Origin of the sequence: Pedobacter sp. Leaf132, assembly GCF_920984695.1 — a bacterium.
Taxonomy (GTDB): Bacteria; Bacteroidota; Bacteroidia; order Sphingobacteriales; family Sphingobacteriaceae; genus Pedobacter.
The window spans coordinates 169,676-196,113 of sequence record NZ_CAKLBO010000008.1 but is presented as its reverse complement, the minus strand read 5'-3'; the positions used below and the strand labels follow the sequence as shown (position 1 = coordinate 196,113).

The window sequence follows — 26,438 nt, the reverse complement described above, 5'->3', positions numbered from 1 at the left end:
TGTTAAGAAAATCTCTATGAAGAAGTTAAAATTTAAAAGTTTGGTTAAGTTGTATGTGACCCTAATGGTACTTACTTGCGCAATAATAACAATAGCTTGTAAGAAGAAAGATGCAGCAGACCTATCTCCAATAAAAAATGTTGAGGAAACTATTGATGGTATTTTAGTGCCTTTTGGTGGTAATGCTTTTATTCAAACTAAAGGTAACGATGAAAAAATTGAAAAAACGGGCTTAGCAAATTGGACAAGCGATAAGGCAATTTGTGTTGTTTATGTAAGAGTGCAGCAGCCGGGAGAAATAAAATTAGGTTTGAAGCTTAAAGTTGCCGATGGTACTAGCCAAATTAGTATTAAGGCAAATGGTTCTGCCAATAAAATAACTGTTTCTAATAGAGACATTAAAAACGTTTATGTTGGCAAAATTAATGTTGTTGAAGCAGGATATGTAAAAGTAGAGATTCAAGGTTTATCCAAAACGGGTAGCACTTTTGCAGAAATATCTGATTTAATTATTGGCGGTACAACGGCTTCAAATCTAATTTTTGCAAATGACCCGGAAAACTATTACTGGTCTCGTAGAGGTCCTTCGGTGCATTTGGCTTATACCATACCAGCCTCCACAAATGTAGAATGGTTTTATAATGAACTTACCGTTCCGGTTGGCGAAGATACCCCGGGTTCGTATTTCATGGCAAACGGTTTTGGTCAGGGATATTTTGGTATTCAGAGCAAAGCTAATGATAGATGGATTTTATTCTCGGTGTGGGACCCATCAACCGGAGTAACTGAGGCAACTTCTAAAGGTGAAGGCGTTACCGTACAAAGGTTTGGTGGTGAAGGCACAGGTGGTCAAAGTTATATTGTTTATAATTGGAAGGCCGGACAAACCTATAAATTTTTAACACAGGCAAAGCCTGATGGTGCTGGCAATACACTTTATTCGGCGTGGTTTTTTGATCCTGAAACAAACAATTGGCGTTTTATGTGTACGTGGAAAAGACCATTAACAAATACTTACTTAACCGGGCTACATTCTTTTTTAGAAAATTTTTACGATACCAATGGTTACATGGGCAGAAAAATGTTAACTAATAACCAATGGATTTGCAGTAATGACGGCGTATGGACCGAACTAAAAGTTGCCAAATTAACCGGTGATGCTACCGTAAAAAATAAGCAGAGAATGGATTATGCAGGTGGAATAGATAATGGAAACTTTTACCTTAGAAATGGCGGTTTCTTTGACCAATACGTAGACGTTAACCAATTATTTACCAGAACCACAGCAGGTGTTAAACCTGAAATTAATTTAAATAATCTTCCCAAAAAATAGTTACAAGTTTTTCAATTTATTAAATTAACCAAATAGAAAATATTAAGAACCACCGAACACAATTTTTAGCTGAAATTGATTTGTTTGGAGTAAAATAATAATCACCTATAAATAAACTAAAGAATAATGGAACGTAGAGCGTTTATTAAAAACAGTGCAATAACTGCAGCAGGCATAACAATTTTACCTAGCGGAACTGTATTCGCAAAATCTGAGGGTGCAAAGGTAAGATTAGCATACATCGGCGTTGGCGCCAGAGGTATGAGTCATATTTCTGAAGGAACTTTAAGAGATGATGTAGATATTGTGGCCATTTGTGATACTCAGGAAAGCTCGCTTAAAATTTGCAGAGAGTTTATCGCTAAAAAGGGAAGGCCTGCAGCTAAAGAATATACTGGTAGTACCGATGCCTACAAAGAAATGATTGCCAGAAAGGATATTGATGCTGTTATCATATCAACACCATGGCAGTTTCACCATGCCCAGGCCATAGATTCTATGAATGCCGGAAAGTATGTTGGCTGTGAAGTTATTGCCGGTTTAACCGTAAAGGAGCATTGGGATATTGTAAACACGTCCGAAAAAACCGGTATGCCATACATGACTTTAGAAAACGTTTGCTATCGCAGAGATGTTATGGCTGCATTGAACATGGTTAGACAAGGTATTTTTGGAGAATTGATTCATTTAGAAGGCGGATATCAACACGATTTACGCGAAGTACTTTTTAACAATGGTAAACAGTATTATGGTGGCGGTGTAGAGTACGGCCCAAAAGCTTTGAGTGAAGCGCAATGGAGAACGCAATTTAATATAGATCAGGACGGAGACTTATATCCAACACATGGCGTTGGCCCGATTATGCAGTATACAGACATTAATCGCGGTAACCGTTTCACAAACCTGGTTTCATTTAGTTCAAAGGCCAAAGGCTTGGCAGATTATGTTGAAAGTAAAGCTCCAGGTCATCCAAACGCGAAAATTAATTATAAAAATGGTGATGTAACCACAACTTTAATTAACTGTGCTAATGGTGAAACCGTAATGTTATCTCACGATGTACATTTACCACGCCCATATTCTCTTGGTTTTAGGGTTCAAGGTACAAATGGATTATGGATGGATGTAAATAAATCAATCCATATAGAAGGTAAATCTAAACCACACGCATGGGAGCCAGTTAAAGAGTGGTTTGAAAAGTATGATCATCCACTTTGGAAAAAACACGAAGCTGAAGCTGTTGGTGCTGGTCATGGTGGTATGGATTGGTTTGTATTTAATGGTTTTATTCAGGCTGTAAAACAGAAAAAACAAACACCGATTGACGTTTACGATTCTGTTACCATGAGCGTTATAACGCCACTTTCTACAAAATCTCTAAAAGAAGGAAATATGCCGCAGAAATTTCCGGATTTTACGAAAGGTAAATGGAAAGACAGAAAAAACACATTTGCGTTAGATGATAGCGGTTTTTAGATAAAAAGCAAAATCATTTTTTATATTGTTTAGGTAATCGATTTTGAACTTGTAGAATTTTAAAATATTCTGCAAGTTCATATTGATAAATCTGAAAACACGAGCATCAAAATTAACAATAGCATTTACGAAATCTTATGATTGAAAAAGTATTAGAAGGGTTTGGAATAGATACGAGCAAAGCTGAGTATAAACCTTTTGGGAGTGGATTAATAAATCATACTTGGAAAATTTCATCTCCTGACGGAGAATTTATTCTTCAAAAAATAAATACACATGTTTTTTCATCACCTAAAGATATTTCGGATAATATGCTGATGATAAAACAATACCTGGATAGTGTAGCGCCAAAATACTTTTTCGTTGGGCCAATTATAGCCAAAAATGGCGATTCTATTTTAGAACTTGATGGCGAAACGTATAGACTTTTCCCTTACGTAGTAAATTCTTTAACCATTGATGAAGTTGAAAAGCCTGAACAAGCTTACCATGCAGCAAAGCAATTTGGAAAGTTTACGCGTATGCTCGAGGCTTTTAATCCCAATAAACTAAAAATCTCCATCCAAGATTTCCATAACTTACCTTTCAGGGTAAAGCAATACCGTAAAGCGCTTAATATTGCCAGCAAACAAAGGCTGGAGGAGGCCGAATGGGCAATTAAAGAAATAGAAAGGCACTTCAACATTGTAAACATTTTTAATGAAGCAGTAGAGAAAAAAGAATTAACCGTAAGAGTTATCCATCATGATACTAAAATTAATAACGTTTTACTGAACAAAAATACTGGTGGTGGTATCTGCGTTATCGATTTGGATACTGTGATGCCGGGCTATTTTATAAGTGATGTTGGCGATATGATGAGAACTTATCTTTCTTTATCAAATGAGGAAGAAACTAATTTCGAAAATATTAAAATCCGACCGGAAATGTTTGCCGCAATTTATAAAGGCTACATGGAAGAAATGGAAAAAACCTTAAATAAATCTGAAAAGGAATTATTTATTTATAGTGGCAAGTTTATGATATTTATGCAGGCTATTCGTTTTCTAACGGATTTCTTATCTGGCGATTTATACTACAAAATCTCTTATCCAAGCCATAATTTAACACGAGCCGAAAATCAAATCTTCCTCTTAAATAAGTACATAGACAGCGAATCTGTATTTAATGATATAATCGAAAGCAGAAGCAAAGTTTTGGAGTTAACTTCTTGATACTTAAGTATCAAAGTTTAAAGTCTGTTTACATATCTGTTGTCACATTTTAATTATACTTCAAAATAGCGGGTAATTGTTTGTGCACTAATGAATATTGTATTTATATTTGATAATCGTTAAATTAACGTTTATGCGTTAATTTTAATGATCAAACCTAAAACCAAATATAAATATGAGCAGACTTTATCTCGCATGCATGCTATTGCTGGTAGTTTTTACTGCGCAAGCGCAAACCCGAAAATTAAGCGGAACAGTTTACGAATCGGGTACTACAACTACCATTCCCGGCGCCAACATTTCAGTTTCTGGTACCAATGCCAAAGCAATTAGTGATGTTAATGGCAAGTTTACCATTGATGTTTCTTCTGATAAGCCTTACACCTTACTAATTAAATATGTAGGTTACGCAGATCAGTCAATCGTTATTCAACCAACCGACCAGAATATCAAAATTAATATGGCTTCGCAAGCCAATGATTTAGATGAGGTTGTTGTAGTTGGTTTCGGTACAATTAAAAGGCGGGATTTAACGGGTGCAGTAGCATCTGTAAAAGCGGCTGATATTGTTAAAGCACCTACTCATAATGCCATCGAGGCTATTCAGGGTAGAGCTGCCGGTGTAGATATTACCCGAAGCAGTGGTAGTGCAGGTGCAGGTGTAAATATACAAATCAGAGGTACACGTTCTATTTCCAATAATCCATCTCCTTTATATGTAATAGATGGGGTTCAAAATGGTGGAAGCATAAATAACATCAATCCTAATGATATTGAAACCATTGATGTATTGCAAGACGCATCTTCAACAGCTATTTATGGTTCTCAAGGTGCAAACGGTGTCGTTATTATCACAACCAAAAAAGGCACATCAGGCAAACCAAAAATTTCTTACAATGGTTACTATGGCATTAATGGCGAAACTGCTTTTCCAACACCTCGCCAAGGCGAAGATTATTTAACACTTAGGAGAGAATCTTTTAGAAACGATGCAGGTGTAATTACCCAAACTGATGCTCAAATTTTTAATGGAGCAGGCGAGCTGGCCGCTATTCAAGCGGGTGCACTAGTAAATTGGATGGATTTAGCTATACAAAATGGAAGGCAACAAAGTCATACGGTTTCTATACGTGGTGGCTCAGAAAGCACAAAAGCATTATTCTCTTTAGGTTATTTTAACGAAGAGGGTGCATTAAAAAACAACGATTATAACCGTTACAATTTCAGGTATAATATTGAACACAAAGTGAATAATTGGCTAAAAGCAGGCATAACTGGTCAGTTATCTTATAGTAAAACCAACGCCCGCCGAGATCCATTATCTGCAGCCTTAACCGCTCTACCCTTCGGTACACCGTACAATGCAGATGGAAGTATTAACATATTTCCATTAGCGGGTTTTGCAACAGGTAATACAGCGCTTAGTCCGCTTACCGATGAAAGACCAGGTGCGGCCATTGACGAAAATTTAGGAACAGAAGTAAATGCAACTGCTTTTACAGAAATTACACCAATAAAAGGGCTTACCTATCGGATGAATTTCGGTACTGTATTAAGTAATAGCAGAAGAGGCGTTTTTAACGACCAATTTTCGAATGCACAAAATACAGTAAGATATGCATCAGCCTCACTAACTAATAATAACGGAAGATATTACAACTGGGATAATGTTATCACGTATAATAAATCGATAGACAAACATAATTTCACCATTACCGCATTATCAAGTTACATTCATAGCGATGCTGATGTAAACTCTGCAACGGGAATCAGGCAAGTGCTGCCTTCGCAAGGTTTTAACAATCTTTTCGGTACCGAAGCTTCAAGTCGGGTTACAACATCTGGCTTTACTCGTTTTGATTTATTAGCATTTGCCGGACGATTGAATTACAGCTACAATGGTAAATATTTATTTCAAGCTACCCAGCGATGGGATGGTGCTTCAGTACTTGCACCAGGTAGGAAATGGGATGATTTCGCATCAGCTTCTGTTGGATGGGTAATTAGCAGCGAAGATTTTATGAAAAGCCTGAAGCAGATTAGTAACTTAAAACTCAGAGCAAGTTATGGTTCGGCCGGTAATTCTGGAAGTGTTTCGCCCTATGGCTCACAAAGTTTAATCAGCACTGTACCAATGGGCTTTGGCGAAGTGCCGGTTCCGGCATTCGGTTTCAGCGGCTCGGTCGCAAATCCTGATTTAGGCTGGGAACGTTCTACCACTTTAAATACAGGATTAGATATTGGCTTATTTAATAATCGTATTTCAGGTTCCTTAGAATTGTATCGTACTAAAACATCTGATATTATTTTAAGTAGAGGTTTACCTTTATCAAGCGGACAAAGTACAATTACACAAAATATTGGCGCAACCCTAAACAGCGGTATTAACGCAAGTTTAACCACTATTAACTTTCAAACCAAAGATTTTACATGGAGCACAACGGCAACGTTTTCTCGCAACAAAGAAAGAATTACAGCCTTAATTGATGGTAGAAATATTGTAGCTTCAAATAATCCTGAAGAGAATTCGCTTTTTATCGGCTCTCAGGTTAAAGTATTTTACACTTACAAAAAGCTGGGAATTTGGCAGTTAGATGAAAATCCAGGCGCATTAAGTTTAGCCGGTCAAGCTTTTAGGTTTGGTGATATTAAATTACAAGATGTTAATGGTGATGGCATTATAGATCCGGCAAACGATAGACAAATCCTTGGCGGAATACAGCCAAAATGGTACGGAGGATTGCAAAATAATTTTAGATATAAGAATCTTGATTTAAGCATTTTCCTTATCGCAAGGTATGGGCAAACCGTTAAAGCAGAATTTGTTGGAAGATACAATCCGGGTGGTGTAGCCAACGGACCAGATAATTTCGACTATTGGACAATCAACAATCCATCTAATGATTTTCCTCGTCCTCGCCAAGGTAATGGCTTATCAAGTATTTACCCAAATCAATACCAATCTTTATTATATATTGATGGTTCATTCTTCAAGATAAAAAATATACAATTAGGCTACACATTGCCTAAAAGCATTACTGATAAATTAAAAATCGGTTCTCTACGTGCTTATGCTACCGGCTCTAACATATTCACTTACTCGAAAAATAAATTATTGAGAGATTACGATCCAGAGCGTGGCGGTGCTGAATCATCACCATTAAGCCGCCAGTTTGTATTTGGTTTCAATTTAGATTTATAACATTTAAGAAATTATCATGAAAAGGAATATATTATTGTTCGCAACACTTTTATCAGCGTGTTTGGTTTCTTGCGAAAAACGTTTAGATGAAGTAAATCCAGGTGGCGCAACTGCTGATGCAACCTGGACAACACCACAAGGGTTTGTAACTGCAGTGAATGGTGCCTACCAGGAGCAACGTGCCTGGTACGGTAAGGAAGATGGTTTATTAGTTTCAGAAGGCGGAACCGATTTATGGTTCAATGCAAACAAGGCAAATTACGCAAATCAGCTTACACGCTATGAGGGTTTATCCGGTGCAACACCAAGCTCTTCGTTAGCATTGTTTAGGTTGTTTTATCGGGCAATTAATCTTTGTAACGCAGGAATCAATCGCATAGAAAGCGCAGGCTTTACAGACGCTGCAGAAAAAAACCGTCGTTTGGGCGAATTAAGATTTCTTCGTGGATTTTATTATTGGCACCTAGTAGAGCAATGGGGTGGAATAAATCTACGTACTCAGGAAACAACAACAGTAGAATTAACTGCCACTCGTAGCTCGGTAAGTGCTTTTTACGATTTAATCATTGGCGATTTAAAATTCGCAGCAGAGAACTTACCTGTTTCTTCTTTCTGGGGTGCAGAATATAGTCGTGCATCTAAAAAAGCCGCACTTGGTTTTTTAGCAAGAGCATATTTATCCAGAGCATACTACGCAACCGGTATAGAGCGTACAGAATATTTTACGCTTGCCCGAAACACTGCAAACGAAGTTATCGCCCGTAAGGCTGAAATTGGTACTGATTTATGGGCAAGTCCGGCCGAACTCTGGAACCCCGCAAATAATAAAAACAATAAAGAAGCGCTTTACATCATCAGCAATTCTACAAATACGGCCATTGATTATGACGGTAATGCAAACAGATTACATGCATGGTATTTAACGCAGTACAGCAATAAACCGGGTTTGGTTCAAAGTATTCCGTACGGGTTTGATGGTCAACGCCGTTTGCAACCTACACGTTTTCTTTTAGATTTGTTTAATGATCAGATAGATGCTCGTTATGCGGCAAGTTTCCAGGAAAACTGGTTGGCAAACTCTACAACAAATGGCTCAACAGCATTTACCTGGACGGCTGCACAAGCTGCTACTTATGGTAAAGCTGCAAGTGTTGTTGGTGCAACTGTAGTAAGTGGAACCGGCCTTTCTTTACAAATTACTAAAAATGTAGTGGCTGATAAAACCACCAAACCTTATGTGGTTGTAGATAGAGATGATTTATTCAATGCCAACGGTACAATAAAATCGTTAACAGATTTTGTAGCGTTAAAGAAGTTTTTAGATAATAACCGTACCGTTCCAAATTCTCAACCAGGTTTTAATGATGTTATTGTGATGCGTTTAGCAGAAATGTATTTAATATCCGCTGAAGCGGAATTTCAGATTGGAAATTATGGTGCGGCGGCAACACAATTAAATGTATTACGCACTCGTGCTGCTGTTAAAACACCTATAAACCAAACTGCAGCTATGCAAACAACGGCTGCTGCAGTTCAAAGTGGTGGTATAGATTTTATTTTAGATGAACGTGCAAGAGAACTCTGCGGAGAACAAATCAGATGGTTCGATTTAAAAAGAACACTAACCGGCGATCAGTTTGTAGCTCGTATTAAGGCTGCCAACCCAGATATTACTGCAGTGCAGGCATTTCACAGATTAAGACCAATACCCTTAACTGAACTGAACGCCTTGCTAAATGCAGCGGAGTTTGGTCAAAATCCAGGATATCAATAAATAACCTCTCAACAACAAAAAAGCAGGCAATTTGCCTGCTTTTTTATTAAATGAATTTTAGTTCTATTTGTTATTTGGCAACTTGATCATCATTGTATTTTTTGAAAATCATTGCTAAATCATCAAATCCTAAATATTTTGATTGAAATTGTTTTGTAAGTGCTGTGTTGTCTGCAAAGGCTTTTGATAAAATATCAATATAATTCTTCTTGGTAAGTTCGTAAGTTGTATTACCATCTTCATAAAAAAAAGTTTCATCAATACCTGTTGTTGAAGCACCACTAGAAAAAGAAGTTGTACTCGCAAAATTTGCTCTGCCGTTAGATGTTTGCATACTTGGCGCTGAACCCATGCTTCTACTCGCCGAACCTACCATAGTGTATATATTAAATTTTCTAAAAAACTTTGTAGTTGGGGTAATAGCAGCAACTGATGCTAAATACAACTTATTTGGCTTGTTATTCTCAGATTTTACCACTAAGCTATCTTTACCACCAGATAATACAACGGATTGTATTTTATCTAGACTTAGCGTTTTCTGTTCTGTTTCGTTATCGCTTTTGTAAACAATAGAATTTAAAGACGGAGGGCAATAAATAAAGCCATCAATTTTTTGTCCATTGGTATCATAATAGTGTCCAAATTTATAATCTTTGGCACTTTGGGCAGAGGCTGATAAGGAGAGTATAATCAGCCCTGCAAATAAATTTAATTTTAGCATAATGTAGATAATTTGTATTCTTAAAATTAATGAAAGTTATGCAGATTATTTTGATAAATCATTGTAATAAATCCGTTTAACTTGGATAGTTTAATAATTTTTATTTCTTTTTGATTTATTTAGATTTTAAAAATTTAGCTGCTAATCAAAAATTTATATATCTCCACCATAAAATTTTGACAAACATTAATGCTCTGATGAGGTTGTTTCAATAGGCATTGGCAACATGTGCTTTAAAATTTTAAATTATCCGTATTTTTGAAAACACGACAGTATGCTACTTAACTATCTACGCCTTTTACTTCTGCCATTTTCACTTATTTACGGTATAGCTATAACATTACGCAAAAAGCTATATGACTGGGGCATCCTATCATCTGTAAAATTCGATTTGCCGGTAATATGCATAGGTAATCTGGCTGTGGGCGGTTCTGGCAAAACGCCTACAACAGAGTATCTGGTAAGGTTACTTGCTGATTATAAAATTGCAATTCTAAGTCGCGGATATGGCAGAACAACAAAAGGCTTTATACTTGCTGATGAAAGTGCAACTGCCGAAACAATAGGAGATGAGCCATTACAATACTTTCAAAAGTTTAATAATGTAACAGTTGCCGTTTGTGAAAACAGAGTTAAAGGCATCGAAAAATTAAAAGACAAGCATGATTTAATCATTTTGGATGATGCATTTCAACATCGTAGCGTGAGGGCAGGCTTAAATATTTTACTTTTTGAATTTAGAAAATTAGGTACTTTGCAGTTCTTGCTTCCGGCAGGAAATTTAAGAGATGTTTTTGCATCAAGAAAGCGGGCAGATGTTTTGTTAGTAACAAAGGCTCCAGTGCCGCTTCTGCATGTTGCGCAACAAGCCTCAATTAATGAGTTACAACCTGATGAAACTCAAAAAGTATTGCACTCTTATTTAAAGTATAGCGATTTAAAGCATTTATACAGTGCCGAAATCCGGTCTTTGGAGTCAATAAAAGAGCACGAGATATTTTTACTTACCGGAATCGCAAACCCAGCGCCACTTATTGAAGAGCTCGAAAAGTATTCTAAAACCATTAAGCACGAAGAATTTCCAGATCATTATGCTTTTAAGCAAGCTGATATTGGCAAATTTAAATCAGCTTTTGAAGCCGGAGTAAAAAAAGAAAAAATCATTATCACAACAGAAAAGGATAGCAAGCGTTTAAAATCTGCGGAGTTTAAAGATTTACTGGTAAATTTACCGGTATATTTTTTACCCATCGAGGTTGAATTATTTGAAGAAGATAAGATTACCTTTGATGAACTTATTTTAAACTATGTTAAGAGCAATAGAAGAAACAGTTGAATATATAAAACGTAAAACCCAGGATTTTAAACCAGAGATAGGCATTATTTTAGGCACTGGCTTGGGTGGTTTAGTTAAAGATATCGAAGTTGAGCATCAATTGATGTATTCAAACATCCCTAACTTTCCAATTTCTACACTGGAATTTCATAGCGGCAAACTAATATTTGGAACCTTAAATGGGAAGAAGATTGTAGCCATGCAAGGTCGTTTGCATTATTATGAGGGCTATAGTATGCAGCAAATTACCTTTCCGGTAAGAGTAATGAAAGGTTTAGGTATCGAAAATCTAATTGTTTCCAATGCTGCGGGTTCTTTAAATCCAGAATTTAAAAAGGGCGATTTAATGATTATTGAAGATCACATCAATCTTCAGCCTGATAATCCATTACGTGGTCTAATTGAAAGTTCGCTTGGTCCGCGTTTTCCGGATATGAGTGAGCCTTACAAGCGTACTATAATTGCAAAAGCTTTAGAAATTGCTAAAAACGTAGATGTTAAGTGCCATAAAGGTGTTTATGTTGCGGTTTCTGGTCCGAATCTGGAAACCAAAGCGGAGTACAAATATTTGCGTTTAATAGGCGCTGATGCAGTTGGTATGAGCACCGTTCCGGAAGTTATCGTTGCCAACCATGCCGGTTTGCCGGTTTTTGCCATTTCTGTATTAACAGATGAGGGTTTTCCTGAAGAATTAAAGCCATTTAATTTAGATGAAATTTTAGAAGCAGCTGCTAAAGCAGAACCAAAAATGACAGAAATCTTAACCAAACTAATTGCTGAATTGTAACATGCGCAAGGCTATTCTCCTATGTTTGGCAATTTTGTTTTTCATCGTTAAAAACGATGCAAAAGCGCAAGATTTAAAAACTAATGTTGGTAATAATAAGGAACTTGATTCGCTACGTAAAAAAGAAGAGGGTGAAAAAGATTCTGTCATTTTTACGGCAAAGTTTATAAAATATACTAAAATGGCTATGAGCAGAGACAGTATTGTTTTATTGCCATTAGATACTTCTACATATAATATTCAAAATTATAGTCCACTTTTACAGCCAAGGCATCCGGCTATTACAACGGGTAGCGTTGGGCAGGTAGCCCGACCTTTACTTTATGAGCCATCTAAAAGAATTGGTTTTGATGTGGGTTTCCATTCTTTAGATTATTATGCTTTAAATCCTGAAGATATAATTTATTATCAGGCAAGAGCACCATTTACAAGCTTGTACTTGGTTAGTGCAGGTCAAAAAGAGCAATATTTTAAAGCCATTCACAGTCAGAATATTAAAAAAAACTGGAATATGGGCGTCAATTTTAACCGAATGGATTCCCGTGGTTTTTACAGTAGACAAAGAGGAGATAATTTAAATATTGCCATTTTCAGTTGGTATCAATCGCCAAATAAAAGATACAACATGTGGGCTTCTGCAATTTTTAATACTTTAAGAGCTTATGAAAATGGTTCAATAGCAGAGCAAACGATTTTTAATGATGATTATGTAAAAATTGATAGAAAGGCCGAAGCAACCAATTTAACATCTGCCCGAAATCTGTACCGAAAAAATACAATCTTTTTAAGGCAAACTTATTATGTTGGTCGTATAGATAGCGCTACAGCAACCAATACATCGGTTTTACCAACCAATAAGGTTACTTACACTTTGGAGTACAATAATGATAGCTATGGTTTTTTTAAAGATGAACTGGATAATAATTTGGTTATACCAAAGGCTTTGGACAAAAGCAGTAAATTGGGTATTAACAGCGTAAACGCTTTAGATGCAATTTACACTAGTGATTCTACTCATTTGCAACATGTTAAAAACGAATTTATATACAGTTTCTTTTTAAGGGCAAAAAATTCGACTGTAATAAAAAATGAATTAAAACTTGATGCCGGCATAAAGCATGATTATTACAACTATACATCACTTGGCGCAAGAAGAGATGGTGTAACTTACGAAAACAGAACTTTTAGTTTTCAAAATTTGAGTGTTATTGGTGCGCTAAGCTATCGCTTTACCAGCAATATAGATTTAAACTTAGATGTGAACCAGATTTTTCAGGGCAGAAATGCAGGTGACTTTTTGTATGAAGCGAAAAGTAGAATTGGTTTAGGTAAGGCAATAGGAAGAATCGAACTTGGTGCTTATCTTCAAAATCAGTCTCCATCACAGCTTTTTACCAGTTATAATGGTAATCACTTTGAGTGGATAAATTCAGATTTAAAAAATACAAAAGTTGCCAACCTATCTTTTGGTTACATAAATGATAAACTAGGTTTAGAAGCGGGTGCAAAATATTTTCTAACCAGCAACTATTTATATTTTGGAACCACGATATTGGGATTAAATGATATTAATGTAAAGCCACTTCAAGAAAGTGCCGATATTAGTTTAATTAGATTAGATGTTGCCAAAAGATGGCGTTTTGGAAAGTTCTTAATTGAAAACTATTTAGCTTATCAAAAAACTGATAATAATGATGTGTTAAGAACACCAGAATTTTACACCTGCAATAGTTTCTCTTTCGATTTGAATCTTTTTAAAGTGCTTAAAACAAATATTGGTTTCGATGTTAGATATAATACCAGCTATGCAAATTATTTATATTCGCCTGCTATTAGTCAATTTTACATAGACCGCGAAGCTACAGTTTTGAAATCCGTACCTGTTGTTGATGTGTATTTAAAAGCGAATTTGAAGAGAGCAAATATTTTTGTTAAGTACGATTATGCTAATCAAGGTTTTTTATCCAAAGGATATTATACAGTTAATCGATACCCAATGCCAGATGCTTTGCTAAAATTCGGCTTAACCTGGAATTTTTACGATTAAACAAAAAAAGCTCCCGAAATTTTTCGGGAGCTTTTTTTGTACTTAGATATTTTCTTAGAAAGAATAACCTACTGAAAAACCTAAAACACGGTTTGTTAATTTACCGTCGCCAGATCTTGAATCTTTAGGTATTAAGTTTGATAAACCTAAACCATAGTTAGCGCCTACTAAAAATCCAGAGTTAGTGCGGTAAGCTAAACCAAGGTTTGCTCCAAATTCTGTTGAGCTGTAGTTTTTATCAGTTGTTGAACCAAATTTTAAATCATTTTCATTTGAAATTGTTCCTGCAGCATTACCACCAGTTGTAACAGTTTCAAATTTATTTTTACCTGAAATGTTAAATCCAACATACGGACCAGCTGAAATTTGTACTGCACCTGCATCACCTGTCGGGATTCTGAAAACTGCGTTTATTGGAACTTCGATTGCCATTAAACTTGTTTTGTTTGTTGTTGTGTTGGTAACACCAGCTGCTGTTCTTGTTTCCTGAAATTTAGCACCTTTATTTTGCAATGATACACCTGGTTGGATGAAAAAATTGTTTCCAACACCAAAATCTGCAAATGCCGTAACATTGAAACCAACGTTATCTTTCATTGTATTGTTGTAATCTTCACTACCGGTAAAGTCACTAGCGTGAAATCTAGCCAAGTTAACACCCGCTTTAATACCAAATCTAGCATCAGAACCGCTCATTGTTGTTTGTGCGAATGCACCTGTTGCTAATAAAACCACTGAAGCACTTAATAATAACTTTTTCATAATATTTTCTTTAGGTAAAGAATCTTGTTTAAATTTTTCTCCGAATTAATTTTCGGTTGTTAATTATCGCCATCATTCCAAAAGCTATGCCAAAGTATTATTTATGTTACCGCTTTGTTAATTAAAATATTGGTTTACAGTAGGTTTTTCTTACAATAAATCATTTAAGGGTAGGGCTGAAGTAATTTACAGAGTAATATTAAGAGTGTATAGTTAAGTGGATTTTTAGTCTTTTATAGAATAATTTACCGTTGCTAATACAAATTTAACTCTATGTTTTTTGAGGTTTTTTCTTTGCTGCAGGAAAAAGTACATTATTTAGGATTAATCTGTAACCCGCAGAATTTGGGTGGAGATTTAAATCGGTAGGTGGGTCGCCAACAGCGTGCTGGTAATCTTCCGGATCGTGCCCGCCATAAAAAGTAAACTGACCTTTGCCAACTTCTCCGTGCAGGTAACGTACTTCTGCAGCGCCCTTATTTTCGCCCAAAACGGTAACACTGGTTTTTATTAATCGTTTTTTAAATGCAGTTGTTTGTCCCATAAAGCCTTTAATAACTTTATCATGGTTTTGCGTGAGCATAGTTGGTACTAAATCCCACTTTGCCGAAAAATCAAAAAGTGTGAAATAATCATTACTTTCATTTAAACCTCTGCCATTGGTTGCATCTATATCCGAGAATTCATAATTCATTGGGTTATTATCGAGCTTGAAGTTTTGAAATGCAAGTGTTTTAGAAAAATCTAATTTAGATTGAGCGTTTGGATCGGCCCCATCTCCATCAAACATCGCTGCGCAAATATCTACACCTTCTGCAGCTAAGGCAATATCGAAACTATCAGTACCAGAGCACATGGCAAACATAAAACCTCCGCCAATGCAATATTCTTTAATCTGTTTGGCAACAGCGAGTTTCATTTGCGAAACTTTTTTAAAACCCAATCGCTTTGCTAAAGCTTCCTGGTTTTTAACATCTTCCTGATACCAATTGGCAAAGCGAAAAGATGACCAAAACCGGCCATACTGGCCCGTAAAATCTTCATGGTGCAAATGCAGCCAATCGTATTTGCTAAGTTTATCCTGTAAAATATCATCGTCGTAAATTACATCATAAGGAATTTCGGCATAGGTTAAAACTAGCGTTACGGCATCATCCCAGGGTAATTTGCTTTTTGGCGAATACACGGCTATTTTCGGAGTTTTTTCTAGTTTAACCATTTCCATATTTACAGATGGGTCGCTGATTTCATTAAGCAGATTTACAACTTTTCCATCGGCAACTACTTCGTAAGAAACGCCCCTGATTTTACATTCATCTTCTACTGTTTTATTGTATTTTATTAGAAAACTGCCGCCTCTATAATTTAAAAGCCAATCTACCTCAACCTGTTTGCTAATGGTCCAATAGGCAATTCCGTAAGCTTTTAAGTGGTTTTTCTGGTCTTCATCCATATAAATTAATATTGATGATGCTTTGGCGCCAAAGCTTAAAAGCAGAAAAAGTAATAAAAAGTAATGCTTCTTTTTAATGGTCATAATTACATAAAACACTAAAATACTTTATTTAGTCTGTTTCCTAAAAATAAAACTGCGCTATAGTATATTAATTGCATTCGTTAAACTTGCATAATTCTAACCAGGCTGTTTAGCCTTACTGCCAGGCTTTTTGTGTATTTACTTTGTGCCTAAACCTGATAGCAGCGGCAGCCCCGAGTTTTTTACGAGGGCTAAAGCGAAGAGCAGGACTAAAGATTGTAATTTGTAGTTCCTTTGTTTTCCAAATCCTTATTATTAGCAATATACATTATCTTTTTATTGGAAATAAGCTTAAGTTTGCAATCAAAATTTTTTCGACTTAATGCCGGGAATCGAACAGATAAAAACACCAATAGCAGCCGATATTAAAGCGTTTGAAAAAACCTTTAAGGAATCTATGCATAGCGATGCACCGTTGCTGGACAGGATTACACATTACATTGTTAAGCAAAAAGGGAAGCAAATGCGCCCGATGTTTGTTTTTTTTGCTGCAAAACTTTGTGGTGGAATTACCGAATCTACGCATCGTGGGGCGGCTTTAGTAGAGCTTTTACATACGGCAACTTTGGTGCATGATGATGTTGTGGATAATGCGTATGAGCGCCGTGGCTTTTTCTCTATAAACGCTTTATGGAAAAATAAAATTGCGGTTTTGGTGGGTGATTATTTACTTGCAAAAGGCTTATTGCTTTCGGTAAACAATAATGAACATCGATTGTTACAAATTGTATCAGAAGCGGTTAAGCAAATGAGTGAGGGTGAGCTGTTGCAGGTTGAAAAGGTACGCAGAATGGATATTTCTGAAGATTTATATTTTGATGTTATCAGGCAAAAAACGGCTTCGTTAATTGCATCTTGTTGTGCTGCGGGAGCGGCTTCATCGGGGGCAGATGATGCTACCATTGAAAGAATGCGTTTGTTTGGCGAAAAAGTTGGAATTGCCTTTCAAATTAAAGATGATACATTTGATTTTGGTACCGATGATGTTGGAAAACCATTAGGTATTGATATTAAGGAGAAAAAAGTAACGCTACCTTTAATTTATGCATTAAACAAAGCCGAAAAATCTGAACGGAAACGTATTATTAATCTGGTAAAAAACCACCAGGATGATACGGTTAAAATTCAGGAAATTATAGATTTTGTAAATGCAAAGGATGGTGTTTATTATGCCAACCAAAAAATGCTCGAATACCAGCAAGAAGCTTTTGATATATTACACCAATTTGAAGCCGGGGAAGCGAGAACAGGACTCGAACAACTCGTTTTATATACCACAGAACGTAAAAAATAATGAGTAACGAATTACTTTTCAGTTTAGGTTTCCTTCTGTTTATTGTGCTTATTCTGGCACTTGATTTAGGTCTTTTTAGTAAGAAAGAACATGTTATAAGCTTAAAACAAGCCGGTATAATGAGTTTGATAATGGTTGGGCTTGCGCTTGGCTTTTATTTTTTGTTGCTAACCGAAGGTCATCAGTTGCACGGTATTGAAGATTTTAATCGATTGCAATACATCATTACCAAGCACCAGCATCACATAAAAATTATCCCTGATGATTTGCCACAAAGTTTGGCTGTTTATCGGCAAAACCTTGGATTAGAATTTTTAACAGGATACGTTATAGAATATGCTTTATCTGTTGATAATATTTTTGTAATTGTCCTTATTTTCTCTGCCTTTGCTGTTGAAGAAAAATACTATCACCGCGTATTGTTTTGGGGGATTTTAGGCGCAATTATCATGCGTTTCATCTTCATATTTGTAGGTGCGGCCTTAATTGCAAAGTTCGCATGGATTTTATATATTTTCGGTGCATTCTTAGTTTTTACTGGAATAAAAATGTTTTTCAGTAAGGATGAGGATGACAAAATAGACCCGGAAAACCATCCCGTAGTAAAATGGGCCTCGAAGATTTTTGCAATTCACCCTAAATATGAAGGAAAGAATTTCTTCGTTAGAATTGACCATAAGCGTATGGTTACGCCATTGTTTTTGGTTTTGCTAATTGTAGAATTTACAGATTTGCTATTCGCGGTCGATTCAATTCCGGCAATTTTTGCAGTAACAAAAGACCCCTACATTGTATTCTTTTCGAATATTTTTGCCATAATGGGCTTGCGTTCTATGTTTTTCCTTTTGGTAAATATTATCCATAAATTCCATTATTTAAAAACTGGTTTAGCATTCCTTTTAGCCTTTATCGGTGTGAAAATGTTAGGTCATGTTTATTTAGAAAAATGGGGTTTTACTACAGAACATTCATTAATCGTTATTCTGAGTATTCTGGTGATTAGTGTGGTTGCCTCATTGGTTTTCCCGAAGAAGGCAAAACATAAATAATGGTTTTTTGACCACCTTATACATGTAAGTCCATCTAAGTTGAAATAATTAGATTTTTGCCTATACTATCAAAGACTTATAATATTCGTGTAGGGCAAATAGCCTTAAATGTTCTCAGATTTCTTAGATGGGAAAATTTTTGGAAAGCAAAAACAACATTTCACTTATCGTTCGTCTTGCTTTCCGTTTAAATCTTTTTTAAACTTCTGTCATGCAGAGGCACGAAGCATCTGTTTCATCGTTTGCAGATGCTTCGTGCCTCAGCATGACAGCATATTCAATGTCGCTGAAAACAAAAAGTATTTCCACTTCAATCAGGTTTACAAAACAAATTTTGTGCTTATGGCTTTGGTTGTAGAGCGCAAAATAAACGTTACAGCCAAAGTTTTGCACTTAAAATTTGTACTTTAACACCATCAAAAACTAAACTTTTATGAAATACCTTTTTTCTGCTGCGCTGATTTGTGCTGCATCGTTTGCTAATGCACAAGATAAATTTGGAGAAGTGTTTACTAAAATAAATACCGAAGTACAGCAAAACTCAAAAGCATATCAAACCTTAAGATATGAAACCGAAACCATCGGTCATCGCTTAACGGGTTCTGAAAACGGTGCCAAGGCAGAGCAATATGCTTACAATTTACTAAAATCGTATGGCTGCGAAGTTAAGTTTCAACCATTTGAAGTTGAAAGCTGGAGCCGGAAAACAATTAAAGTAGAAATTGGTGCCGATAAAAATTCGCTATCACAAGTTAAAGCTGTTACACTGGCACATTCGCCGGTTTCTGCAAATATTACTGGTGATATCGTTGATGCAGGAAATGGTTTGGAAGTAGATTACCAGGCCAATACAGCCAAATTTAAAGGTAAAATTGCTTTGATTTATTTGGGCGTTTTACCAGGTTCTCCGGCAGGAACAAAGTCTTTGCACCGCTCGGAAAAAACCGCAATTGCAACAAAATACGGTGCAAGCGGAGTTATCATTATCAATACTGTTAAAAATGGCGTTTTGTTAACTGGTACAGCATCGGTTACTGGCAAATTAATTACTATACCTGCAGTTTGTATCGGTTTAGAAGATGGTTTGGCATTGAAAGAGAAACTAAAAACCCAGGCACAAGTTGCGCATATTGAAATGACAAATTTCTCTGGCTTAATTAAAGCAAGAAATGTAATTGCAACATTTAAAGGAACCGAAATGTCAAAGGATAAGATTGTTGTTGGCGGGCATTTAGATAGTTGGGATTTAGCAACTGGCGCAATTGATAACGGCATTGGTTCTTTTGCAATTATGGATATGGCAAGAACTTTCAAAAAACTGAATCTTAAAACAAAGCGTACTGTAGAATTTGTTTTATTTATGGGTGAGGAGCAAGGCTTGTTAGGTTCTAAAGCTTATGTAGAGCAAGCTAAGAAAGATAAAAACTTAAACCAGGTTAAGTTTATGCTTAACTACGATATGACAAACGACCCGAAAGGCTTTTCAACTTCTCGTGCAGAAATGAAAGAATTATTTACTGCCTGGGGAGCAGATATTGTAAAAATTGATTCAGGCTTTAAAAATCTTTTCAATGCAGGTGCCGGTTTACATAGCGATCATCAGCCTTTTATGTTAGAGGGTATTCCAACTGGTGGCGGTGCAGGTGGTAAATTGCCGAATAACTCGGGTCCGTTTTACCACTCTGATGGCGATAGCTTTAAATTAGTAGATGAACAAGGGTTAAAAAATACGGTTCGCTACAGCACAATGTTAACCTACGCTTTAGCAAATACGCCAAAAATTCCGGTAGGTGTGCAAGGCGAAGAAGAATTAAGAGCGTTTTTAGAAGCACAAAATTTAAAAGAGCCTTTGACCATTGCCGGCGAATGGCGTTGGAAATAGTTTTTTACAGCGTTATCACTTTTTTTCTTAGGGGGTTGATGTGATAGGTTTAGGGATTACAATGGTTTTTATGTGCAGTATTTCGAAACATAATTACCACGAACCAGTTTCCCTAAACCTAAACCTAAACCTAAACCTAAACCTAAATCCTCTACCCACTAATATAACTTTCCAGCTGAGATATGGTTTGGCGTTGGTCGGCGATAATAAATTTCACCAAATCACCTATAGAAATCATTCCTTTAACCTCATTATTCATCACTATTGGTAAATGACGAATGTGTTTTTCTGTCATAATTTCCATGCATTTATCAATCGTATCGTTTAAAGAAATGGTAATTGGGCTGGCAGTCATGGCTTCATCTATACCTGTATCTTTCGATGCTTTGCCTTGCAGCACGATTTTCCGGGCATAATCTCGTTCTGTAAAAATTCCAACTAATGTTTCATTTTCCATAACAAGTACAGCGCTGATGTTCTTATCAGTCATTACTTTTAATGCATCCAAAACAGAGCTATTCGGACTTACAGAAATAATTCTAACTTGCTTGGTATCAAGTAAATGTTTTACAGTTTTCATAATGGTTAATTTGGTTACATCAATTTAAGAAATAATAAACTGTAAATCAATATTTTAATTAGAATATACAGGCCTTTGCTTTAAAAGGATTATCTAACCAATGCAATTGCACCTAACGATACAAATAAACCAGATAACAGTATTATTTTAATCAGCCTTTTGGCAAAGCTAATTGGCGAAAATAACGCCCAGAATATTTAATGCTTTGTAGAAATTATTCATAGAGAACGAAATGTTACTCTAATAATAGGCATTAGATTTTACATTTTATAAACCTGCTAGTTCTTTCAATTATTTGGCTTTCACAAAGCTATGCCGTAACTTTGTATTACATTTAAAAACAATAAATTATGTCATCAGTAGAGACAACATACCTTCCTTACAAAGTTAAGGACATTTCACTGGCAGAATGGGGTCGTAAAGAAATCGAATTAGCCGAAGCAGAAATGCCAGGTTTAATGAGTTTACGTAAAGAATTCGGTCCAACGCAACCATTAAAGGGTGCTCGTATTGCAGGCTGTCTGCACATGACTATCCAAACGGCTGTATTAATTGAAACTTTAGTGGCTTTAGGCGCAGAAGTTACCTGGTCATCATGTAACATTTTCTCAACACAAGATCACGCTGCTGCTGCAATTGCTGCTGCAGGAATTCAGGTTTACGCTTGGAAAGGCTTAAACGAAGAAGAATTTGACTGGTGTATTGAGCAAACTTTACACTTTGGTCCTGATCAGCAACCATTAAACATGATTTTAGATGATGGTGGCGATTTAACCAATATGGTTTTTGATAAATACCCTGAGCTAATTGCTGCAATCAAAGGTTTATCAGAAGAAACTACAACCGGTGTACACCGTTTATACGAAAGAATGAAAAACGGAACATTGCACTTACCTGCAATTAACGTTAACGATTCTGTAACTAAATCTAAATTCGATAATAAATACGGTTGTCGCGAATCATTAGTTGATGCGATTCGTCGTGCAACTGACGTAATGATGGCTGGTAAAGTTGCTGTTGTTTGTGGTTATGGCGATGTGGGTAAAGGTTCAGCAGAATCTTTAAGCTCGCAAGGCGTGCGTGTTATTGTTACTGAAATCGACCCAATTTGTGCTTTACAAGCTGCAATGGAAGGTTACGAAGTTAAAAAATTCGCTACTGCCGTTAAAGAAGCAGACATTATTGTAACCACAACTGGTAACCGTGATATCGTTCGTGGCGAGCATTTCTTAACCATGAAAGATAAAGCTATCGTTTGTAACATCGGTCACTTCGATAACGAAATCGATGTTGCCTGGTTAAACGAAAAATACGGTTCAACCAAAGTAGAAATCAAACCTCAGGTAGATAAATATACTATCGAAGGTAAAGATATCATCTTGTTGGCCGAAGGTCGTTTAGTAAACTTAGGTTGTGCAACCGGCCACCCAAGTTTTGTAATGAGTGCTTCATTTACTAACCAAACTTTAGCGCAATTAGAACTTTGGACTAACCCAGGTAAATACGAAAATAAAGTTTACGTTTTACCAAAGTATTTAGACGAGAAAGTTGCTCGTTTACATTTAGAAAAAATAGGCGTAGAATTAGACGTTTTAGATCAACACCAGGCTGATTATATCGGCGTTCCGGTAGAAGGTCCGTTTAAATCAGACGAATATCGTTATTAATCGCTTCCTCGTCATTGCGAGGAACGGCTTGCCCCGACTGTTCGGGGAAGCAATCTCATTTATGAGTTGTCAAAAGGGATGTGCAAATTGCATATCCCTTTTTTATCTTCCTGTCATCCTGAGCTTGTCGAAGGACAATAACTTCCGTGTTTTCTGTGTTTCCGTGGCAAAAAAAAGAATATTTTGAAAAGGTACGTTCAGTAATACTTCGGCAATTTCAGCCCTGCTGTACACTTTACTTCTCCCGATGAAATATCGGGATCCGTGTTTGTTTCCATCAGGTTTATTTTACAAAATACAGTAATTCTTTTGCCGGCTAAAACCTACATTTGAAAAAAAATCAACATGAAAAGCTTGCCCCTCGCCTTATTTATTAGCGCAATTAGTTTAAACGCAAATACTCAAACATCTCCTAAAAAAGTAATCACAAAACAAGTTGTAGATATCGCCTGCGGCGAATGTCAATTCAAAATGCTTGCCAGCCCACAAGGCGGGAAAGGTAAAAGCTGCGATTTAGCAATCCGGATTGATGGTAAACCTTACTTTGTTGATGGTAAAAACATTGATGATTTCGGCGATGCACACGGTGAACATGGCTTTTGTAATGCTGTTAGCAAAGCAGAAGTGAGCGGAGAGATTGTAAAAAACCGTTTTAAAGCAGAAGAAATTACAATACTGCCAATTAAAAAATCATTATAAATTTTATTTAGCATTACACTAAACGCCCATTAATCCTTATTTAAAATATTTCTAATCTACTCTAAATCATTTATCTTTACAATCATCACCATGAATAAAGAGAAATTGAAGTTATGGTTTAAAAGGGTTGGCCTAATAGGCTTTCTATTTTTCCTGATTAAAGGCTTGATTTGGCTTGTGGTGTTCTATTATGTTGGGAAAAATGTTACTTAAAAGTGAACAGCATGTTTGCTAAAAAATTCCATATAAATACCAGAACTATTGCAAAAAACTTAGCTAAGTAAAAGTTAATGCCGTTTTTACGCTGGTGAAAAAAGTAAATAATAACGGTATTTAAGACTAATCCAAATAAGCTTACGGCAAGGAATTTAAAAAATTCTGTTCCCCAATGTGTGTTTGTGCTTTGGAAAGTCCAAATTCTATTAATTAAATAATTATTTGTTACGGCCAAACTAAAACCAACTGCATTGGCAATATATTTATTGATTTTTAGTTTCTCCTTACACAACCATGTTGCGCCAAAATCTATAGCCATGCCTAAAAGACCTGTTAAACCGAACTTTAAGATGCGAAAGATTAAATCCATTCTAATTTACTTTAACCAAATAAAAGTGCTCCAGCACCCGGTTTCTTGAGTTTTTGTTTAGGAATTTTGGCGTTAATTTAGAAATATGAAAGTATTCAAAAGAATTTAAAACTTGAACATTATAGGATGCTTTTAATTTAGGAAGCTCAACTTCTGAAACGTATAAAACTAAATCTTTCGTGTTCTTATATTGATTTAAATCTTCATAATTCCGCAAATATTTTACTTCGCCTGGGGCATAAAAATCAAATGAAAAAGCATCTATATAATTTAAAACTGCAGGTTTAGCGGTTGGGTAATTTTTCTTTAACCATGTTCCGGCCTCACTGCCAGATTGGTATTTTAAAAGGGCAGGATAGAAGAAAACAAATAAATATGCCATCAAACCGATAAAAAGGAATACACTTCTGCCAATGATGGTTTCTACTTTAAATCCTTTAAAAATGATAAAAGCCACAATAAAAATAATGGCTATCATGATTATTGCTATTACATAATTATTAAAGCCGAAATAATATGCTAGCGCAGAAAGTAATATGATAACCAATGCATAAATAACATTCTGTACAATCAGAAATCCCTTTAAACCTTTTATTTCAAGCTTCTGCAAATACAAAGCCGTTATAATGGCAAACTGAGGAAAAACAATTAAAATATAGTGTGGTAATTGGAACTTCGACAATGAAAAAATTAAAAAAGTTACTGCCGCACTTGCCCAAATAATAATACTTTCTGGTGCCAGATTATCCCGGTTTTTCTTTTTAAATAAATTTACAACTGCTGCATAAAGCAATACCGACCAAGGTAAAAATGCCCAAAGAGTTGTGTGTAAAAAGAAAGAAATATCTCCTTTACCTTTAATTGGTCCGTTGTTAAAAAATCTCCCGAATTGGCTATCCCAAAAGAAAAATTTTAAACCTGATACGCCGGTTCTGTTAAAAACAACTTTCTCAGGATGTAAATCGAACTGTGTATAAAGGGAGTATAATTCTGGCGTAATGAATACAAAGATTAAAACAATTGCTATCCACCATTTTGGTTGCCACAGTTGTTTATACTGTTTTGTAAATAACCAATAAATGATGAAGCCGGCAAAAACGGGAATCAATACAAAAATTCCTTTTATTAGTATTGCGCAAGCTGCAAAAAACGAACCTGCTACGACATGCCAGAAAGAATAATGTTGCGCTTTATAATAATGATAAATGGATGCCAGTGTAAACGTGGTGATGTAAATCTCTGCCCTTACATCAAAAGTTGATGTGCCAATATGCAGGGCGCTCAGAAAAATTAAAGCGCTAATTAGTCCCGTTTTCTCATCATAAATATCTTTTGCCAGCTTATATAAATACCAAACGCCAAGCAACCCGAATAAAAAGTTAGGTAATTTATAAGCGAATGCAGAGATGCCAAAAAGTTTAAATGAAGCAGCTGCTATCCAAAAAGTTAAATGTGGCTTATCTAACCAATCTGCTCCTCGGCCGTATAGGTTAAGCCAGTCTTTATAAATAATTATGTTTTTTGCCATCGAAGCATAAAGTGCTCCATCTGGCTCCATAACCCCACTAAAAAGAGCAAAACTGCTAACAATTACGAGTGCTGCAATTAAAATTTTATATAATGTTGTATCCTTTAAATTCATGACGATTTGAACAAATATGAGCAAAAAAAAGTCAAATTTATTTAAGCTTTGAGATAAACAAAGGCAAAGCCTTATCTTTACGGCATGACAAAGTTATCGGTTAATATCAACAAAATTGCTACTTTACGCAACAGTCGTGGCGGCAACAATCCTGATTTAGTTAAAGTTGCATTAGATTGTGAGCGTTTTGGTGCGCAAGGTATTACTGTACACCCGCGTCCAGATGAACGCCATATTCGTTATCAGGATGTTTATGATTTGAAAGCCGTTATTTCAACAGAATTTAATATCGAGGGTAACTGCCGTGAAGATAAATTTGTCGATTTGGTTTTAGCCAATAAACCTGTTCAGGTTACTTTGGTGCCAGATGCCGAAGGTCAGATAACTTCAAACCATGGTTGGGACACCCTAAAACATAAAGATTATCTTAAAGAAATGGTTGCTGTTTTTCAGAAAGAAGGCATTCGCGTTTCAATATTTGTCGACCCCGTTGTAGAAATGATTGAAGGTGCTGCTGAAACCGGAACAGACAGAATTGAATTATACACCGAGGCTTATGCTCAAAATTATTTCGCAGATAGAGAAAAAGCTGTGGTAAATTACATCGCAGCGGCAAAATATGCCAACCATTTGGGTTTAGGTATCAATGCAGGGCATGATTTGGATTTGCATAACCTACATTACTTTGCCCAAAGTATTCCTGGTTTGTTAGAGGTTTCTATTGGCCATGCGCTGATTAGCGATGCGCTATATTTGGGTTTGGAAACAACAATTCAAAAATATTTACAACAGTTAGCGTAATAAGCTGCAAATAATAAAGTCGTCATTGCGAGGCACGAAGCAACCTTTT

Annotated in this window: 20 protein-coding genes; 14 read left to right on the top strand and 6 right to left on the bottom strand. The window is 36.0% G+C overall.

What is annotated here, in order from left to right:
* Positions 1-16: 16 nt before the first annotated feature.
* The 5 genes from LUA86_RS15025 to LUA86_RS15005 all read left to right on the top strand — a co-directional run bounded on the left by LUA86_RS15025 (position 17) and on the right by LUA86_RS15005 (position 8,999).
* Positions 17-1,333 (top strand): DUF5077 domain-containing protein, encoded by a 1,317-nt coding sequence (locus LUA86_RS15025; RefSeq protein WP_231464161.1) that lies wholly within the window; start codon positions 17-19, stop codon positions 1,331-1,333.
* 126 nt (positions 1,334-1,459) lie between these two features.
* Entirely contained in the window at positions 1,460-2,809 is a 1,350-nt protein-coding gene (locus tag LUA86_RS15020) for a Gfo/Idh/MocA family protein (RefSeq protein WP_231464159.1), read from the top strand.
* A gap of 137 nt (positions 2,810-2,946) precedes the next feature.
* Complete coding sequence (locus LUA86_RS15015; protein ID WP_231464157.1) at positions 2,947-4,023, top strand: phosphotransferase enzyme family protein; 1,077 nt, start codon at positions 2,947-2,949, stop codon at positions 4,021-4,023.
* 175 nt (positions 4,024-4,198) lie between these two features.
* Positions 4,199-7,225, top strand: a complete 3,027-nt coding sequence (locus LUA86_RS15010) for a TonB-dependent receptor (protein WP_231464155.1) — start codon at positions 4,199-4,201, stop codon at positions 7,223-7,225.
* A gap of 16 nt (positions 7,226-7,241) precedes the next feature.
* Positions 7,242-8,999 carry a RagB/SusD family nutrient uptake outer membrane protein gene (locus tag LUA86_RS15005; RefSeq protein ID WP_231464153.1) on the top strand — a complete coding sequence of 586 codons (1,758 nt, stop codon included), beginning with the start codon at positions 7,242-7,244 and terminating at the stop codon, positions 8,997-8,999.
* A 70-nt stretch (positions 9,000-9,069) separates the two neighbouring features.
* On the opposite strand, the gene LUA86_RS15000 is transcribed toward LUA86_RS15005, so the two are convergent.
* Positions 9,070-9,720: a hypothetical protein gene (locus LUA86_RS15000; protein ID WP_231464151.1), complete on the bottom strand. Its 651-nt coding sequence runs from the start codon at positions 9,718-9,720 to the stop codon at positions 9,070-9,072.
* A gap of 274 nt (positions 9,721-9,994) precedes the next feature.
* On the opposite strand from LUA86_RS15000, the gene lpxK reads away from it, so the two are divergent.
* From lpxK to LUA86_RS14985, 3 genes are read left to right on the top strand one after another with little or no spacing between them, the layout of a single operon-like run.
* A complete protein-coding gene (gene lpxK / locus LUA86_RS14995; protein ID WP_231464149.1) occupies positions 9,995-11,056 on the top strand; it encodes a tetraacyldisaccharide 4'-kinase in 1,062 nt (353 codons plus the stop codon).
* Complete coding sequence (locus LUA86_RS14990) at positions 11,028-11,843, top strand: purine-nucleoside phosphorylase (RefSeq protein WP_231464147.1); 816 nt, start codon at positions 11,028-11,030, stop codon at positions 11,841-11,843. The genes lpxK and LUA86_RS14990 overlap by 29 nt, the downstream gene beginning before the upstream one ends.
* Before the next feature lies 1 nt (position 11,844).
* Complete coding sequence (locus tag LUA86_RS14985; protein ID WP_231464145.1) at positions 11,845-13,890, top strand: putative porin; 2,046 nt, start codon at positions 11,845-11,847, stop codon at positions 13,888-13,890.
* A 54-nt stretch (positions 13,891-13,944) separates the two neighbouring features.
* On the opposite strand, the gene LUA86_RS14980 is transcribed toward LUA86_RS14985, so the two are convergent.
* Both LUA86_RS14980 and LUA86_RS14975 read right to left on the bottom strand, forming a co-directional pair.
* Positions 13,945-14,652, bottom strand: a complete 708-nt coding sequence (locus LUA86_RS14980; RefSeq protein ID WP_231464143.1) for a porin family protein — start codon at positions 14,650-14,652, stop codon at positions 13,945-13,947.
* A gap of 271 nt (positions 14,653-14,923) precedes the next feature.
* Complete coding sequence (locus LUA86_RS14975) at positions 14,924-16,105, bottom strand: asparagine synthetase B (RefSeq protein WP_231464186.1); 1,182 nt, start codon at positions 16,103-16,105, stop codon at positions 14,924-14,926.
* A 406-nt stretch (positions 16,106-16,511) separates the two neighbouring features.
* On the opposite strand from LUA86_RS14975, the gene LUA86_RS14970 reads away from it, so the two are divergent.
* The 3 genes from LUA86_RS14970 (at position 16,512) to LUA86_RS14960 (ending at position 20,414) form a co-directional block, all read left to right on the top strand.
* The gene (locus LUA86_RS14970) at positions 16,512-17,483 is read left to right on the top strand and encodes a polyprenyl synthetase family protein (RefSeq protein ID WP_231464141.1); all 972 of its coding nucleotides are present in this window, start codon (positions 16,512-16,514) and stop codon (positions 17,481-17,483) included.
* Positions 17,483-18,532: a TerC family protein gene (locus LUA86_RS14965; protein WP_231464139.1), complete on the top strand. Its 1,050-nt coding sequence runs from the start codon at positions 17,483-17,485 to the stop codon at positions 18,530-18,532. Before LUA86_RS14970 ends, LUA86_RS14965 begins: the two co-directional genes overlap by 1 nt.
* Positions 18,533-18,965: 433 nt before the next feature.
* Positions 18,966-20,414, top strand: coding sequence for a M20/M25/M40 family metallo-hydrolase (locus tag LUA86_RS14960; RefSeq protein WP_231464137.1), 1,449 nt, complete (start codon positions 18,966-18,968; stop codon positions 20,412-20,414).
* A 151-nt stretch (positions 20,415-20,565) separates the two neighbouring features.
* Here LUA86_RS14960 and LUA86_RS14955 read toward each other — a convergent pair whose 3' ends face one another.
* A complete protein-coding gene (locus LUA86_RS14955; protein WP_231464135.1) occupies positions 20,566-20,994 on the bottom strand; it encodes a CBS domain-containing protein in 429 nt (142 codons plus the stop codon).
* A gap of 350 nt (positions 20,995-21,344) precedes the next feature.
* Here LUA86_RS14955 and ahcY point away from each other — a divergent pair, with 350 nt between their 5' ends.
* Entirely contained in the window at positions 21,345-22,661 is a 1,317-nt protein-coding gene (gene ahcY / locus LUA86_RS14950) for an adenosylhomocysteinase (protein WP_231464133.1), read from the top strand.
* Between the two features lie 345 nt (positions 22,662-23,006).
* Positions 23,007-23,360: a DUF6370 family protein gene (locus LUA86_RS14945; RefSeq protein ID WP_231464131.1), complete on the top strand. Its 354-nt coding sequence runs from the start codon at positions 23,007-23,009 to the stop codon at positions 23,358-23,360.
* Positions 23,361-23,565: 205 nt separating this feature from the next.
* Here LUA86_RS14945 and LUA86_RS14940 read toward each other — a convergent pair whose 3' ends face one another.
* Both LUA86_RS14940 and LUA86_RS14935 read right to left on the bottom strand, forming a co-directional pair.
* The gene (locus tag LUA86_RS14940) at positions 23,566-23,946 is read right to left on the bottom strand and encodes a GtrA family protein (RefSeq protein WP_231464129.1); all 381 of its coding nucleotides are present in this window, start codon (positions 23,944-23,946) and stop codon (positions 23,566-23,568) included.
* 1 nt (position 23,947) lies between these two features.
* Positions 23,948-25,588, bottom strand: coding sequence for a glycosyltransferase family 39 protein (locus LUA86_RS14935; protein WP_231464127.1), 1,641 nt, complete (start codon positions 25,586-25,588; stop codon positions 23,948-23,950).
* A gap of 84 nt (positions 25,589-25,672) precedes the next feature.
* Between LUA86_RS14935 and LUA86_RS14930 the strand changes: the two genes are divergently transcribed.
* The gene (locus LUA86_RS14930) at positions 25,673-26,389 is read left to right on the top strand and encodes a pyridoxine 5'-phosphate synthase (protein ID WP_231464126.1); all 717 of its coding nucleotides are present in this window, start codon (positions 25,673-25,675) and stop codon (positions 26,387-26,389) included.
* Positions 26,390-26,438: the final 49 nt, after the last annotated feature.

Excerpts from the sequence above, each read along its gene's own strand:
- LUA86_RS14945 (WP_231464131.1), top strand. The coding sequence starts at position 23,007 with ATGAAAAGCTTGCCCCTCGCCTTATTTATTAGCGCAATTAGTTTAAAC.
- LUA86_RS14990 (WP_231464147.1), top strand. The coding sequence starts at position 11,028 with ATGTTAAGAGCAATAGAAGAAACAGTTGAATATATAAAACGTAAAACC.
- lpxK (WP_231464149.1), top strand. The coding sequence starts at position 9,995 with ATGCTACTTAACTATCTACGCCTTTTACTTCTGCCATTTTCACTTATT.
- LUA86_RS14955 (WP_231464135.1), bottom strand. The coding sequence starts at position 20,994 with ATGAAAACTGTAAAACATTTACTTGATACCAAGCAAGTTAGAATTATT.
- LUA86_RS15005 (WP_231464153.1), top strand. The coding sequence starts at position 7,242 with ATGAAAAGGAATATATTATTGTTCGCAACACTTTTATCAGCGTGTTTG.
- LUA86_RS14975 (WP_231464186.1), bottom strand. The coding sequence starts at position 16,105 with ATGGATGAAGACCAGAAAAACCACTTAAAAGCTTACGGAATTGCCTAT.
- LUA86_RS14940 (WP_231464129.1), bottom strand. The coding sequence starts at position 23,946 with ATGGATTTAATCTTTCGCATCTTAAAGTTCGGTTTAACAGGTCTTTTA.
- LUA86_RS14960 (WP_231464137.1), top strand. The coding sequence starts at position 18,966 with ATGAAATACCTTTTTTCTGCTGCGCTGATTTGTGCTGCATCGTTTGCT.
- LUA86_RS14985 (WP_231464145.1), top strand. The coding sequence starts at position 11,845 with ATGCGCAAGGCTATTCTCCTATGTTTGGCAATTTTGTTTTTCATCGTT.
- LUA86_RS15020 (WP_231464159.1), top strand. The coding sequence starts at position 1,460 with ATGGAACGTAGAGCGTTTATTAAAAACAGTGCAATAACTGCAGCAGGC.
- LUA86_RS14980 (WP_231464143.1), bottom strand. The coding sequence starts at position 14,652 with ATGAAAAAGTTATTATTAAGTGCTTCAGTGGTTTTATTAGCAACAGGT.
- LUA86_RS15010 (WP_231464155.1), top strand. The coding sequence starts at position 4,199 with ATGAGCAGACTTTATCTCGCATGCATGCTATTGCTGGTAGTTTTTACT.
- LUA86_RS15015 (WP_231464157.1), top strand. The coding sequence starts at position 2,947 with ATGATTGAAAAAGTATTAGAAGGGTTTGGAATAGATACGAGCAAAGCT.
- LUA86_RS15025 (WP_231464161.1), top strand. The coding sequence starts at position 17 with ATGAAGAAGTTAAAATTTAAAAGTTTGGTTAAGTTGTATGTGACCCTA.
- LUA86_RS14965 (WP_231464139.1), top strand. The coding sequence starts at position 17,483 with ATGAGTAACGAATTACTTTTCAGTTTAGGTTTCCTTCTGTTTATTGTG.
- LUA86_RS15000 (WP_231464151.1), bottom strand. The coding sequence starts at position 9,720 with ATGCTAAAATTAAATTTATTTGCAGGGCTGATTATACTCTCCTTATCA.
- LUA86_RS14935 (WP_231464127.1), bottom strand. The coding sequence starts at position 25,588 with ATGAATTTAAAGGATACAACATTATATAAAATTTTAATTGCAGCACTC.
- LUA86_RS14930 (WP_231464126.1), top strand. The coding sequence starts at position 25,673 with ATGACAAAGTTATCGGTTAATATCAACAAAATTGCTACTTTACGCAAC.
- ahcY (WP_231464133.1), top strand. The coding sequence starts at position 21,345 with ATGTCATCAGTAGAGACAACATACCTTCCTTACAAAGTTAAGGACATT.
- LUA86_RS14970 (WP_231464141.1), top strand. The coding sequence starts at position 16,512 with ATGCCGGGAATCGAACAGATAAAAACACCAATAGCAGCCGATATTAAA.